Origin of the sequence: Streptomyces sp. NPDC052109, assembly GCF_040680195.1 — a bacterium.
Lineage (GTDB): Bacteria > Actinomycetota > Actinomycetes > Streptomycetales > Streptomycetaceae > Streptomyces.
Genome location: NZ_JBFAWF010000013.1, coordinates 195,987 through 209,102, shown reverse-complemented (window position 1 = coordinate 209,102; position 13,116 = coordinate 195,987). Strand labels below are relative to the sequence as shown.

General features: G+C 73.2%; 13 protein-coding genes. 7 read left to right on the top strand and 6 right to left on the bottom strand.

Translation table 11 applies throughout. From position 1 onward, the window contains the following. Positions 1 to 10: 10 nt before the first annotated feature. The 3 genes from AB0L59_RS25765 to hutU form a co-directional block, all read right to left on the bottom strand. Positions 11 to 1,348, bottom strand: a complete 1,338-nt coding sequence (locus AB0L59_RS25765; RefSeq protein WP_365587854.1) for a formimidoylglutamate deiminase — start codon at positions 1,346 to 1,348, stop codon at positions 11 to 13. Beyond that, positions 1,345 to 2,547 carry an allantoate amidohydrolase gene (locus AB0L59_RS25760; RefSeq protein ID WP_365587950.1) on the bottom strand — a complete coding sequence of 401 codons (1,203 nt, stop codon included), beginning with the start codon at positions 2,545 to 2,547 and terminating at the stop codon, positions 1,345 to 1,347. The genes AB0L59_RS25765 and AB0L59_RS25760 overlap by 4 nt, the downstream gene beginning before the upstream one ends. Positions 2,548 to 2,738: 191 nt before the next feature. Continuing rightward, positions 2,739 to 4,403, bottom strand: coding sequence for a urocanate hydratase (hutU, locus tag AB0L59_RS25755; RefSeq protein WP_365587851.1), 1,665 nt, complete (start codon positions 4,401 to 4,403; stop codon positions 2,739 to 2,741). Between the two features lie 137 nt (positions 4,404 to 4,540). On the opposite strand from hutU, the gene AB0L59_RS25750 reads away from it, so the two are divergent. The 5 genes from AB0L59_RS25750 (at position 4,541) to AB0L59_RS25730 (ending at position 8,188) form a co-directional block, all read left to right on the top strand. Continuing rightward, on the top strand, positions 4,541 to 5,944 hold the full coding sequence (locus AB0L59_RS25750) for a diaminopimelate decarboxylase (protein WP_365587849.1): 1,404 nt from the start codon (positions 4,541 to 4,543) through the stop codon (positions 5,942 to 5,944). Positions 5,945 to 6,096: 152 nt separating this feature from the next. Continuing rightward, positions 6,097 to 6,480: a hypothetical protein gene (locus AB0L59_RS25745; RefSeq protein ID WP_365587846.1), complete on the top strand. Its 384-nt coding sequence runs from the start codon at positions 6,097 to 6,099 to the stop codon at positions 6,478 to 6,480. Then, positions 6,477 to 7,277, top strand: coding sequence for a transcriptional regulator (locus AB0L59_RS25740; protein WP_365587843.1), 801 nt, complete (start codon positions 6,477 to 6,479; stop codon positions 7,275 to 7,277). Before AB0L59_RS25745 ends, AB0L59_RS25740 begins: the two co-directional genes overlap by 4 nt. Before the next feature lie 31 nt (positions 7,278 to 7,308). Further along, positions 7,309 to 7,803, top strand: coding sequence for a roadblock/LC7 domain-containing protein (locus AB0L59_RS25735; protein WP_365587841.1), 495 nt, complete (start codon positions 7,309 to 7,311; stop codon positions 7,801 to 7,803). Between the two features lie 10 nt (positions 7,804 to 7,813). Beyond that, positions 7,814 to 8,188, top strand: coding sequence for a hypothetical protein (locus AB0L59_RS25730; RefSeq protein ID WP_365587839.1), 375 nt, complete (start codon positions 7,814 to 7,816; stop codon positions 8,186 to 8,188). A 12-nt stretch (positions 8,189 to 8,200) separates the two neighbouring features. Here the strand turns inward: AB0L59_RS25730 and AB0L59_RS25725 are convergent, their stop codons facing one another. The 3 genes from AB0L59_RS25725 to AB0L59_RS25715 form a co-directional block, all read right to left on the bottom strand. Further along, positions 8,201 to 8,785: a hypothetical protein gene (locus AB0L59_RS25725; protein WP_365587837.1), complete on the bottom strand. Its 585-nt coding sequence runs from the start codon at positions 8,783 to 8,785 to the stop codon at positions 8,201 to 8,203. A gap of 99 nt (positions 8,786 to 8,884) precedes the next feature. Further along, complete coding sequence (locus tag AB0L59_RS25720) at positions 8,885 to 9,775, bottom strand: MurR/RpiR family transcriptional regulator (protein ID WP_365587834.1); 891 nt, start codon at positions 9,773 to 9,775, stop codon at positions 8,885 to 8,887. After that, positions 9,772 to 11,301, bottom strand: coding sequence for an aromatic amino acid ammonia-lyase (locus AB0L59_RS25715; RefSeq protein ID WP_365587831.1), 1,530 nt, complete (start codon positions 11,299 to 11,301; stop codon positions 9,772 to 9,774). Before AB0L59_RS25715 ends, AB0L59_RS25720 begins: the two co-directional genes overlap by 4 nt. A gap of 141 nt (positions 11,302 to 11,442) precedes the next feature. Between AB0L59_RS25715 and AB0L59_RS25710 the strand changes: the two genes are divergently transcribed. Both AB0L59_RS25710 and AB0L59_RS25705 read left to right on the top strand, forming a co-directional pair. Next, on the top strand, positions 11,443 to 12,477 hold the full coding sequence (locus tag AB0L59_RS25710) for an ABC transporter ATP-binding protein (protein ID WP_365587828.1): 1,035 nt from the start codon (positions 11,443 to 11,445) through the stop codon (positions 12,475 to 12,477). After that, positions 12,474 to 13,115, top strand: a complete 642-nt coding sequence (locus AB0L59_RS25705) for an ABC transporter permease (RefSeq protein ID WP_365587827.1) — start codon at positions 12,474 to 12,476, stop codon at positions 13,113 to 13,115. Before AB0L59_RS25710 ends, AB0L59_RS25705 begins: the two co-directional genes overlap by 4 nt. The last annotated feature ends 1 nt before the right edge of the window (position 13,116 follow it).

Here is a 13,116-nt window from a genome sequence, read left to right as displayed (position 1 = left end):
ACGTGGGGGTTCAGCCGCGCAGGGCGTCGATGGCGTCCGCGAGCGCCGACGGGACGTCGGGCACGAGGGTGTGCGCCCCGTCCCGTACGACGTGCCGGCCGCCCACGACCGTATGCCGTACGTCCGCCGCGCTCGCCGCGAATACGGCCGTCTCGGCGCCCAGCCTGGGCAGCGGCCCCGCTGTCCTGACCGAGTCGAGGGCGACGGTGGTGAAGTCGGCGAGGGCGCCGGGTTCGAGGGTGCCGGCCTCGTCCCAGCCGAGGGCGGCGTGGCCGTCGGCGGTGGCGGCCCGCAGCAAGGCGGCGGCCGTCCAGTGCCCCCGGGTGCGGGAGCGCAGCCGCTCGTTCAGTTCCATCGCACGCGCCTCCTCGAGCAGGTCGATCACGGCGTGGCTGTCGGAGCCAAGGGAGAGCGGGGAGCCGGCCCGCTGCAGGGCGACGGCCGGGCCGATGCCGTCGGCCAGGTCCCGCTCGGTCGTCGGGCACATGCAGGTGCCGGTGCCCGAGTCGCCGAGCAGCGCGATGTCCTCGTCGGTGAGGTGGGTGTTGTGCACCCCGGTGGTGCGCGGTCCGAGGATCCCGTGGTCGGCGAGCAGCCGGGTGGGCGTGCAGCCGTGCGCCGCGAGGCAGGCGTCGTTCTCGGCGGTCTGCTCCGACAGGTGCACGTGCAGCGGGGCCCGCCGTTCCTCGGCCCACCCCGCCACCGTCGCCAGCTGCCCGGCCGGCACGGCCCGTACGGAGTGAATCGCGGCCCCGATCCGCGCGTGGTCCCGCTCCTTGAGAACTGCACAGCGTGCGGCCCAGGCCTCCGCGCTGCCGTCGGAGAACCGCAGCTGGTGGGCGTTCGGGGCCTCGCCGAAGCCGGAGGAGAGGTAGCAGGTGTCCAGGAGGGTGATGCGGATGCCCGCTTCGGCGGCGGCGGCGATCAGCGCCTCGCCCATGGCGTTGGGATCGGCGTAGGGGGTGCCACCGGGTGCGTGGTGCACGTAGTGGAACTCGCCGACACAGGTGATGCCGGCCAGGGCCATCTCGGCGTACACCGCGCGCGCCAGGGCGTGGTAGGTGTCCGGTGTCAGGTGCTCGGCGACGGAGTACATCGCCTCGCGCCAGGTCCAGAAGGTGCCGCTGCCGACCTGGACGGTGCCGCGCAGCGCCCGGTGGAAGGCGTGGCTGTGGGCGTTGGCGAGCCCCGGCAGCGTGAGCCCGCGCAACACCTCGGCACCGGGCGGCGGGGTGGGGACGCCGGTGCGGACGGCGCCGATCCGGCCGCCCTCGGCCTCGAGGACGACTCCCGGCTCGACGTTGGTGTCGAGCCAGGCGTGTTCCAACCAGTAGGTCCGCTTGGTCACCTGCAGGCCAGCCCTTCCAGTACGTCGGCGAGCGCGCGCACCCCGGCCACGCAGTCGTCCTCGGCGGCGAACTCGGCCGGGGAGTGCGAGACACCGGTGGGGTTGCGCACGAACAGCATGGCGGTGGGAATGCTGCCGGAGAGGATTCCGGCGTCGTGTCCGGCCCCGGTTCCGAGCACGGGCACCGTCAGGCCGGTGTCCTTGCCCAGGATGCGGCCGAGTTCGTCGCGCAGGGCGTGGTCGAACTCGACGACCGGGGTGAAGGACTCCCGGACGACGTCCAGGTCGATGCCGTGGGCGTCGGCGTACTCCCGGGCGGCCTTCTCGATGCCTCCCACCACCGTGTCCAGGGTCTCCTGGTCGGCGGCTCGGGAGTCGAGCCAGCCGCGCACCACCGAGGGGATGGCGTTGACCCCGTTCGGCTCCACGGCGATCTTCCCGAAGGTGGCGACGGCACCGGCGAGTCCGGCCTCGCGGCGGGCGGCGAGCACGGTCTCGGCGTACGACAGCATCGGGTCGCGCCGGTCGACGAGCCGGGTGGTGCCGGCGTGGTTGGCCTCGCCGCGGAAGTCGAACCTCCAGCGTCCGTGCGGCCAGATGGCGCTGGCGATGCCGACCCGGTCGCCGGACAGGTCCAGCGCGCGGCCCTGTTCGACGTGCAGCTCGACGAAGGCGCCGATCCGGGCCAGCCGCTCGGGGTCGGCCCCGATGCCCTCGGGGTCGTACCCGGCGGCCTCCATGGCCTGCGGGAGGGTGACCCCGTCGCCGTCGGTGAGCCGGTGGGCCTGCTCGACGGTCAACTGCCCGGCGGTGAGCCGCGACCCGACACAGGCGAGCCCGAACCGGGCCCCTTCCTCGTCCCCGAAGTTGACGATGGCCAGGGGCTTGCCGAACCGCGCTCCCCTCCCGCGCAATTCGTCCAGCGCGGCGAAGGAGGACACGACCCCGAGGGGCCCGTCGAAGGCCCCGCCGTCCGGCACGGAGTCGAGGTGCGACCCGGTGACCACGGCACCTCCTGCCGTCGGATCCCCGAGCCAGGCCCACTGGTTCCCGTTCCGGTCCACCTCATAGGCCAGCCCACGGGCTTCCGCCTGCTCCTGGAACCAGGCCCGGCACTCGGCGTCGGCCCCCGTCCAGGCGTAACGCCGATAACCGCCGGAGTCCGGGTGGCGGCCGATCGGGAGCAGCTCGCGCCACATCCCGTGGAACGAGGGAGCGTTCCGCACGGACGTCGCCCCGGGCTGTGGGCAGTCGTTCCGCAGGGCGATGGGGGTCCCCCCGCTCGAACGAAGCGGAGCGTGGGGGCGGGTGGGCACGGCCGGACCCGCACCCGGCGACGAGAGCTCAGCCCCCTCCGGCGCGTTGCCGCCGTGCCCGGCCTCGTCCTGGCTCACGCGCCGTCACCCTCGCGCATCGGCACCCGAACCCCGCGCTCCTGCGCAACCGACTCCGCGATGTCGTAGCCCGCGTCCACGTGCCGGATGACACCCATGCCGGGGTCGTTGGTCAGCACGCGCCGGATCTTCTCGCCACCCAGCTTCGTGCCGTCGGCCACGGTGACCTGGCCGGCGTGAATGGACCGCCCCATGCCGACGCCACCACCGTGGTGGATGGACACCCAGGACGCACCGGACGCCACGTTCACCATGGCGTTCAGCAGCGGCCAGTCGGCGATCGCGTCGGACCCGTCGAGCATGGCCTCGGTCTCGCGGTACGGCGAGGCCACGGACCCGCAGTCCAGGTGGTCCCGGCCGATCGCCAGCGGAGCGGCCAGCTCACCGGAGGCCACCATGTCGTTGAAGCGCTCGCCGGCCTTGTCGCGCTCGCCGTACCCGAGCCAGCAGATGCGGGCGGGCAGACCCTGGAAGTGGACGCGTTCGCCGGCCATCTTGATCCAGCGGGCCAGGGACTCGTTCTCCGGGAACAGCTCCAGGATCGCCTTGTCGGTCTTGGCGATGTCGGCGGGGTCGCCGGACAGGGCCGCCCAGCGGAAGGGGCCCTTGCCCTCGCAGAACAGCGGGCGGATGTAGGCGGGGACGAAGCCGGGGAAGGCGAACGCCCGGTCGTAGCCCGCCAGTTGGGCTTCACCGCGGATGGAGTTGCCGTAGTCGAAGACCTCGGCGCCGGCGTCCATGAAGCCGACCATGGCCTCGACATGCCTGGCCATGGACTCACGCGCACGCGTGGTGAAGCCGGCCGGGTCCTTCGCGGCGGCGTCGGCCATGTCCTCGAAGGCCACGCCCACCGGCAGGTAGGACAGCGGGTCGTGGGCGGAGGTCTGGTCGGTGACGATGTCGATGGGGGCGTTCATCGCGAGCAGCTGCGGGACCAGCTCGGCCGCGTTGCCGAGGACGCCGATGGACAGCGGGCGGCGGGCGTCGCGGGCCTCGGTGGCCAGCTGGAGCGCGTGGTCGAGGGAGTCGGCCCTGACGTCCAGGTACCGGTGCTCGATGCGGCGGTCGATGGCGCGGGGGTCGCAGTCGATACAGATGGCGACGCCGTCGTTCATCGTCACGGCCAGGGGCTGGGCGCCGCCCATGCCGCCGAGGCCGGCGGTGAGGGTGATGGTGCCCGCGAGGGTGCCGTTGAACTTCTTCGCGGCCACGGCGGCGAAGGTCTCATAGGTGCCCTGGAGGATGCCCTGGGTGCCGATGTAGATCCAGGAGCCGGCGGTCATCTGGCCGTACATGGTCAGGCCGAGGGCCTCCAGGCGCCGGAACTCCTCCCAGTTGGCCCAGTCGCCGACGAGGTTGGAGTTGGCGATGAGGACGCGCGGGGCCCATTCGTGGGTCTGCATCACGCCGACCGGGCGGCCGGACTGGACCAGCATGGTCTCGTCCTGCTTGAGAGTCCTCAGCGTGCGGACCATCGCGTCGAAGGAGCGCCAGTCACGGGCGGCCTTGCCGGTGCCGCCGTAGACGACGAGCTTGTCGGGGTGCTCCGCGACCTCCGGGTCGAGGTTGTTCTGCAGCATGCGCAGGGCGGCTTCCTGCTGCCATCCCAGGGCGCTCAGTTCCGTGCCGCGCGGCGCTCGTACGGGGCGGGGTCCCGACATCGTCTGCCTCCTCCTGTTGCTCTGTCTATTCACATCCTGTCTTTCTGAATAGAACTAGTCAATACATCGGGACGCCCCCGTCCGCGCGCCGTCGGTGTTTGGCTGGATGTACGTGCGGCGGACCGAGGGGAGAGAGCGTGGAGCGGGACATCGAGGCGGCGGCCGAGACGACCGAGGCGCGGGAGCGTGCCACCCGGCGGGACGAGGCGGTGCGGGCCGCAGTGGAGCAGGGGCTGCTGGGACCGGACGCGGCCGTGGTCGGGCTGCTGGACGTGACCGGGATCCGCCGATCGGCGGCGGCCCTGCGGGCGGCGTTCGACGCGGTCGTACCGCCGGGGACGCCGGTGCTGCACGCCTTCGCGGTGAAGGCGACCCCGCTGGCGCCGGTACTGCGGCTGCTGCACGAGGCGGGCATCGGCGCGGAGGTGGCGAGCCCGGGCGAGCTGGCCCTGGCGCGGGCGGCCGGGGTGCCGTCCGCCCGGACCGTGCTGGACTCGCCCGCGAAGACCCCGGCGGAGCTGCGCGAGGCACTGGAACTGGGCATCGCGGTCAACGCCGACAACCCGCAGGAGCTGGATCGCCTGGACGCCCTGGTGCGGTCCGGACCCCCTCGGTCTCCGCTCGGCATCCGGGTGAACCCGCAGGTCGGCGGCGGCACGATCGGGTCGACATCGACGGCGACGGAGACCTCGAAGTTCGGGGTGGCGCTGCGCGACGAGGGGGCGCGCGAGTGGGTCGTACGGGCGTATCTGGACCGGCCGTGGCTGACCCGGCTGCACGCCCACACCGGCTCGCAGGGCATTCCGCTGACGCTGCTCGCGCGGGGGCTGGCGGAGGCGTACGCGCTCGCGGAGGAGATCAACGAGCGGGCGGGCCGGCGGCAGATCGACACGCTCGACATCGGCGGCGGGCTGCCGGTGAACTTCGCGGCCGAGACGACGGCACCCTCGTACGCGCACTACGCCCGGCTGCTGGCCGGGGAGGTGCCGGGGCTGTTCGACGGGCGGTACGGACTGGTGACCGAGTTCGGGCGGTCGCTGCTGGCCAAGCACGGGACGGTGGTGGCCCGGGTGGAGTACGCCAAGAGCGCGGGCGGCCGGCGGATCGCGGTGACGCACGCGGGCGTGCAGGTGGCGACGCGGACCGTGTACGCACCGGGGGCGTGGCCGCTGCGGATCGCCGCGTACGACGCCAAGGGGCGGCCGAAGCCCGGGCCGGAGGTGGTGCAGGACGTGGCCGGGCCGGCCTGCTTCGCGGGCGACCTGCTGGCCGAGGGGCGCACCCTGCCGCTGCTGGAGCAGGGTGACTACGCGGCGGCCCTGGACACGGGCGCGTACTACTTCGCGCACCACTACGCCTACAACTCCCTTGCCCGCCCCGGCATTTACGGCTTCGCGCAGGCCGGTTCGGGAGAGATCGCCTTCGCGACCGTACGGGAGCCGCAGACCATCGCCGAAGTGGTGGCGGAGTCCGGCGGGGCGCACACCTCGGCGCTCACCTCCCTGGTTCACCCTCCGGCCCACTCCCCGGTCCACGAGTAATGATCAACTCACGTGTCCCTGCGGTCAGTTGACCCACACTAGTACAGCGGACGCATGTTCCAACGGAAAATGCCAAAGGCCTCACCTCTCGCGCACACGTTGCGTAGTGTCGCTGTCACTCAGCCGGATTCCCAGGCGGGAGGGGAGCCACGGTGCCCGGAATCGACGAGTGTCTGCTGGAAGCGATGCGGTTGCCCGGTGCCCGGGGAGCGGCACTGGTGGACTGGACCAGCGGACTGGCCCTCGGCACGGTCGGGGAGGCGCCCGGCGGCGACCACGAGACCACCGCCGCCGAGGCCGCCGAACTGGCCCGGATGGCCGCCGAGCACGGCGCCTTCGCGGCCCACGCGGACGGGCAGCCACCCGTCGAGGACGTGATCGTCAGCAACCACGACAGCTACCACCTGCTGAGATTCGTGGACACGACCTTCGACAGCAGCGTCTTCCTGCACCTGTGGCTGGGCCGCGAGGAGGGCAACCTCGCACTCGCCCGGATCCGGCTCGGTGAGATGGCGGCCCGGCTGGTGCTGGGATGAGCGTGACCCAGATACCTCCGCCGCCGCTGCCGGTGCGTGACAAGTCGGCCCCCCGGGCCCTGTCGCCGATGCTGACCCGGCTCGCCGAGGAGCGGGCCACCGGGGTCCTGGTCCGCGAGCACGGCGTCCTGCACCTCGCCGAGGGCCGGGTGGTGCACGCCGAGAGCCCGCTCGCCCCCGGTCTCGACGTGCTCCTCACGGCCCACGGCACCCTCGCCGCCGCCGCCTGGCAGCGGGCCGCCGCAGAGACCGCCGGCCCGCTGCACGCCGCCGAACTCCTCCTGGACTCGGGGCTGTTACCGGCGGGCGCGCTGGAGCTATGCCATCTGGACGCGCTGTACGACGCCGGGTACTTCGCGCTGGCCCCGAGCAGCGCCCCCGGCCGCTTCCGGTACGACAGCGGTCCCCGGCTCGGCCCGCTGCCCTCGGTCCCGGTCGTCGCCCTGGAACACGAGACGCTGCGCCGCCGGCTGCTGCTGCACCGGCTGTGGCCCGACCCGGCCGCCGACAGCGCCCCGCTGATCCGCGCGGACCCCCCGGCGGCCGGACCCGTCACGCCCCGGCAGCGGGCGGTCCTGGACCGCGTGGACGGCGTCCGCACGGCCACCGGGATCGCCCGGAACCTGGGCCGGCAGGCCTTCCACACGCTGGTCGACGTGCGCCGGCTCGCGGCGGCCGGCCATGTCACCCCGCTGGCCCCCGTGCTCACACGACCTGCCCCGCCGCCCCCACCCCCGGTCACCGACCCCGACATCGCGCTGCTGAAGAGGCTCAGGGATGCACTGGAGGCGCTTTGAACGGCACCGCCCCGCCGAGAGGAGAGAGCTGATGGTGACCGAGGAGGACCTCCAGGCCGTCCTGGACGAGCTGCACCGGCTGCGCAACCGGGTACCGCAGCTCACCGGCGCCCTGGCGGCGGGCGTCGACGGTCTCGTCGTCGCCCACGACACTCCCGGAGTCGACCCCGAGGGTCTCGCGGCGCTCACCGCCGCCGCGCTGGGCGTGGCCGTGCGGGTCGCCGACGCCACCCGGAACGGCGGCTTCCGGGAGCTGCTGGTACGCGGCGAGCGCGGCTATGTCGCCACCTACGCGGCCGGCCGCACCGCCGTGCTGACCCTGCTCGCCCAGGACCGGGTCAACGTCGGCCGGCTGCACCTGGAGGGCCGCCGCTCCGGCGCCCGCATCGGGGAGTTGCTCGACGCCGCCGACGCCGCCGCCCGGGCGGCCCGTACGACCTCCGGACCCGCACCCGCACGCACCCGGACCACGCGCACCCAGCGCACCGGCACCACCCGCACCACCCGCACCGCAACCGACAGTTGAGAGGACCACGATGGCCAACACCGAGACCGCGCTGAAGGAAGCCCTCACCTCCATCGAGGGCGCCACCGGCGTCGCGCTCGTCGACTACACCAGCGGTATGGCGCTGGGCACGATGGGCGGCAGCAAGAGCTTCGACCTGAACGTGGCCGCCGCGGGCAACACGGACGTGATCCGCGCCAAGATGCGCACCATGGAGATGCTGGGCCTCAAGGGCGAGATCGAGGACATCCTGATCACGCTGTCGGACCAGTACCACCTGATCCGCCTGCTCAAGAGCCGTGGCGGCAACGGCCTGTTCCTCTACCTGGTCCTGGACGCGTCCCGGGCCAACCTGGCGATGGCCCGGCACCAGCTGAAGAAGATCGAGGAGGAACTGGAGGTCTAGCCGCCGGCAGAGCTAGACGAGCGCCGCGGTGCGGCGGCGGGCCCCGCCCGGGGCCGCGTCGCCGGCCGCGATGCCCGTACCACGCAGGCCCTTGACGGCCTTTCCCGCCGGGCGCCCGCCGCGCCGGTCGAGCCAGTCGACGCGCACCCACAGCAGCGTCTCCTCGGCGCGTTCCCGGCGTCCGAGCCAGGCGGCCTTCAGCCGCAGCCCGGTGCCGAGTCCGGCCAGCAGCATGCCACCGGCCGCGGGCACCGCGAAGGACGAGCCGAGCGCCCCGGCGAAGACCAGCAGCAGCCACCAGCGATGGCCCCGGCGCCAGTTGCGCACGGTCACCGCCCGGTCCTGCAGCACGTCGTACTTGCCCGCGCGGGCCGCGCCGCGGGCGAGCGCGCCGTACCGGCCCCGGCGCGCCAGCGCGACGACCGCCGCGCCGGCCAGGAACAGCACGGCCCCTGCGAGCACCCCGATCCGCCGTCCGGTCACCCCGGGCGCCAGCACCCCGATCCCGGCCGCGCACACCCCGAACCACCACAGCGGGGCGGCCCCCGCCCGTACGACGACGGCCACCCGGGCCAGCCCCTGTCCTCCGCGCGCCACGTCAGCCTCCCGTGTCACGTGTCCGCAAAAGCACCTGTGTCTCGTGGGGAAACTAGCGGCCGAACGTGAGACGAATCTGAGAACACGCGCGGGAGACGGTCACTCCACGAACAGGCCCCGCGCCGCCGCCTTCGCGTCGAACTCCTCCAGCCGGGCCTGCGCCTGGGGCAGGTCGTCGCAGACGGCCTCCAGCAGCACCCGTCCGAGCAGCATCGGCGCGCACGCGGTGTCGAAGGCGAGCCCCGTGCCGACGGCGGCGGGCAGCAGCAGGTCGGAGTACTTGCCGACCGGAGCGAACGCGGAGTCGGCGACCGTGACGGTGGTCAGGCCCACGTCCTTGGCGTAGGCGAGGGTGTCGACGACCTCGCGCGGATGCCGGGGCAACGCGAAGCACAGCAGCGCCGAGGCGCCGGCCCGGACGGCCGCGTCGATCCGGTCCTGGATCATCGTGCCGCCCTCGTTGAGCAGCCGGACGTCCGGGTGGACCTTGGCCGCGAAGTAGGCGAAGCCGTACGCCTGGGAGGCCGCGGCGCGCAGGCCCAGCACCGGCAGCGGGCGGGAGGCGGCCAGGATCCGGCCGGCCTTCTGCACCGGGCGCGGGTCGGCGAGCAGGTCGGCGAGGTGCCTCAGGTTCTCGATCTCGGCCTCGACGGCCTGCTGGTACTCGTTGAAGGCGCCCGCCTCGGCGGCCGGTTCGGCGGGGACGACCTCGCGCAGGTGCTTGCGCAGCGCCGGATAGCCGTCGAAGCCGAGCGCGACGGCGAACCGGGTGACCGACGGCTGGCTGACCCCGGCCAGTTCGGCCAGCTCCACGCTGGACAGGAACGGCACGTCGGCGGCGCGCCGGACCATGCTGTGCGCGATCCGGCGCTGGGTCGGCGTGAGCCGGTGTCCCTCGAAGAGCGCCTGCAGCCGGTTGGCGGGGCTGTCCGTGACACCGGACGCGGTGCCTTCCGTGGAACCCGCCCCGGTACTCCTGTCCACGCTCATGACGCGCTCCCCCTCCAGATGTCCGTGAACCGGTCGAGCAGTGCGGCCGCCTCCGTCACGTCGTCCGTGAGCGGCCGGTCGGCCGGGTCGGGATCGAGGACCGACTCGGCGAGCGCGAACGCCCGTCCGGCCGGCAGCCCCGGGTCGGGCCGCAGGTCACGCTGGCGCAGCGCCCGGACGGCGGCGACGAGCTCGCAGCCGACCACCAGACGATACGCACCGCACGCGCGCAGGGTCTGCCGCGCGGCGAGCGAGGCGAAGCTCGCCTGTTCCTCGACGCCCCGGGAGAGTACAGCGTGGCCGAGCGAGGCGGGGGCGGAGAAGGCCCGCAGATCGCCGAGCGCTGCCCCGGCCGCGTACTCCAGGATCATCACGCCGGAGGAGGCCGGCTCGTGGTCGGCGAGGAAGGGGCGCAGCCGGGTGTAGGCGGGCTCGTTGAGCGTGGACAGGCGGGACGTGGACAGCCGGGCCACCTGGGTCAGCGCGAGCCGGAAGTGGTCGAGCGCGAGGGCCAGTTGGGCCTGGTAGAAGCCGCCGTGGTGATAGGCCGCCAGGTCCTCGGGGGCGATGAGCGGGTTCTCGGCGGCCGCGTTGATCTCCACGCTCAGCACCTGCTCCAGGGCGTCGGCCGCGTCGTGCGCGGGGCCGTGGATCTGGGGCAGGCAGCGGAAGCCGTAGGGGTCCTGGATGCGGCCGAGCGGCGGGGTGGGCCGGTCGGCGGCGCCGATCAGCTCCCGCATCCGCCGGGCCACCTCGGTGCTGCCCGGGTGCGGGCGGGCGGCGTGCACGGGCGCGGCGTACGCCTCGTGGGAGCCGTCGACGGCGAGCAGGGACAGCGCCGCGACGACCTGGGTGGCGCCGATCAGCCCGCGCAGTTCGTGCAGGGCGAGCGCGGACTGGCCGAGGGTGAGGGCGTTGCTGCTGATCAGGGCGAGGGCGTCGTTGTTGTCGAGGGGCTGCGGCTCGGGGGCGCCGGCGCCGCGCCAGGGATGTTCCCCGGCGAGGGCGAGCCCGACCTGGGCGAGGGCCGCGATGTCTCCGGTGCCGACGGAGCCGAACTCGTTGACGACCGGACACGCGCCCCTGTCCAGCGCCTCGCACAGGGCGGTGATGACGCTCGGCCGCAGCCCGGCGCCGCCGGCCAGCAGCTGGTTGGCGCGGACGGCGAGCATCGCGCGCACCTGCCGTGCCGGGAGCGGTTCGCCGATGGCGCCGGCGTGGCTGCGCAGCAGGCGCAGGCCATGGCCGGCGGCGGACTCGGTGGGCACGTCCTCGTTCCGGTTGGCGCCGACGCCGGTGGAGCGGCCGTAGACGCGCCCGGTGGCGGCGATCTGCCGGGCGGCGTTCCAGGAGTGCTCCGCGCGCAGCATGGCGTCGGCCTCGGGGACGGGGTGCGCGGTGCCGTCGGCGAGCCGCACGACGTCCTCGACGCCGAGTCCGGACCCGTCCAGGACCACGGTCGCGGATCGCGCAGACGGCACGGACTGTGGCACGGACTGCGGTGCGTCCACGATGTGAGACGACATCACGCCCAAACTCCCCTCAACCTGGACATCCGATCTTGCCCCTCGGTCATCCGTTACAGCGGATTAACGCTGACCCGTTGACAAGCTATTCACACACCAAGAACTCTGCATGACGTTATACAGCCGGGCAAGGGACATCTCATGATCCAGTTCGACGCGGTCCACAAGCGCTTCCCCAACGGCACCACAGCAGTCCACGACCTCAACATGGAGATGCCGGAGGGCGGCGTCACCGTCCTGGTCGGATCCTCCGGTTGCGGCAAGACCACCACCCTGCGGATGATCAACCGGATGGTCGAGCCGACCTCGGGCACCATCCGCGTCGGCGGCAGGGACGTCACCCAGCAGGACGCGGCCGAGCTGCGCCGCTCCATCGGCTACGTCATCCAGCAGGCCGGCCTCTTCCCGCACCGCACGGTGCTCGACAACATCGCCACCGTTCCGCTCCTGCTCGGCTGGAACCGCAGGAAGGCCCGGGCCCGCGCCGCCGAACTCCTCGAAACCGTCGGCCTCGCCGCCGAGGCCGGCAAGCGCTACCCGCACCAGCTCTCCGGCGGTCAGCAGCAGCGCGTCGGCGTCGCCCGCGCCCTGGCCGCCGACCCGCCGGTGCTGCTCATGGACGAGCCGTTCGGCGCGGTGGACCCGGTCGTGCGCACCCAGCTCCAGGACGAACTGCTGCGGCTCCAGGCGGAGTTGAGCAAGACCATCGTGTTCGTCACGCACGACATCGACGAGGCGGTGCGGCTGGGCGACCAGATCGCCGTCTTCCGCACGGGCGCCCACCTGGTCCAGTGCGCCGCGCCCGCCGACCTCCTGGCCCGCCCCGCCGACGACTTCGTCGCCGACTTCCTCGGCGCCGAGCGCGGCCTGAAGCTGCTGTCCCTGAGGACCCTCGTCGAGGTCCCCCAGGGCCCGGCGCCGGAGGGCGGCACCTGGACCCTCGTCCTCGACGCGCAGAACAAGCCCCTCCACTGGGCGTCGCAGGACGCCGAGATCCCCGTACGCCCGCTGAAGGACACCGACTCCCTGCTGTCGGCCCTCAACGAGTCGGTCGCCTCCCCCACCGGACTGATCGCCCGCGTCGACGCCGGCGGGGTCCTCACCGGTGTCTCCTCCCGCGACGACATCCACGAGCACGCCGGCCGCGCCCACGCCGAAGTGAGGGTCGCCGCATGACGATCGACTGGTCGTGGATATCCGCCCACACCGACGACCTCACCACGCTCACGCTCTCCCACCTCCAGGCCGCCCTCACGGCCGTCGCCCTCGGCCTGCTGATCTCGCTCCCGCTGGCCGTGGTCGCCCACCGCGTCCCCCGGCTGCGCGGCTTCCTCCTGGGCGCCTCGAACGTCCTGTTCACGATCCCGTCGATCGCGATCTTCGTCCTGCTGCTGCCGGTCAGCGGCCTGACCCGCACCACCACCGTGACCGGTCTGACCGTCTACACCCTGGTCGTCCTGCTGCGGAACACCGTCGAGGGCCTGGACTCGGTCCCGGTGAAGGTGAAGGAGGCGGCGAAGGCGATGGGCACGCGCCCCCTGCGCACGCTCCTCACCGTCGAGTTCCCGCTCGCGCTTCCCGTGATCATGGCCGGGGTCCGCATCGCCACCGTCATGTCGATCTCCCTGGTCTCCGTCGCGACCTACATCGGCGACGGCGGCCTCGGCCAGCTCTTCACCGACGGATTCCAGCGCAACTTCCCCACCCCGGTGATCGCCGGAGTGGTCCTCACCCTGCTCCTCGCCGTCGTGGCGGACGCGGCCCTGGTCGCCGTCCAGTACGCCCTCACCCCCTGGACCAGGAGGCGAGCCTGAG

Bases quoted from the DNA above. Each gene is read 5' to 3' on its own strand.
- AB0L59_RS25760 (WP_365587950.1), bottom strand. From the start codon at position 2,547: ATGTGGCGCGAGCTGCTCCCGATCGGCCGCCACCCGGACTCCGGCGGT.
- hutU (WP_365587851.1), bottom strand. From the start codon at position 4,403: ATGTCGGGACCCCGCCCCGTACGAGCGCCGCGCGGCACGGAACTGAGC.
- AB0L59_RS25740 (WP_365587843.1), top strand. From the start codon at position 6,477: ATGAGCGTGACCCAGATACCTCCGCCGCCGCTGCCGGTGCGTGACAAG.
- AB0L59_RS25735 (WP_365587841.1), top strand. From the start codon at position 7,309: ATGGTGACCGAGGAGGACCTCCAGGCCGTCCTGGACGAGCTGCACCGG.
- AB0L59_RS25730 (WP_365587839.1), top strand. From the start codon at position 7,814: ATGGCCAACACCGAGACCGCGCTGAAGGAAGCCCTCACCTCCATCGAG.
- AB0L59_RS25720 (WP_365587834.1), bottom strand. From the start codon at position 9,775: ATGAGCGTGGACAGGAGTACCGGGGCGGGTTCCACGGAAGGCACCGCG.
- AB0L59_RS25715 (WP_365587831.1), bottom strand. From the start codon at position 11,301: ATGTCGTCTCACATCGTGGACGCACCGCAGTCCGTGCCACAGTCCGTG.
- AB0L59_RS25710 (WP_365587828.1), top strand. From the start codon at position 11,443: ATGATCCAGTTCGACGCGGTCCACAAGCGCTTCCCCAACGGCACCACA.
- AB0L59_RS25705 (WP_365587827.1), top strand. From the start codon at position 12,474: ATGACGATCGACTGGTCGTGGATATCCGCCCACACCGACGACCTCACC.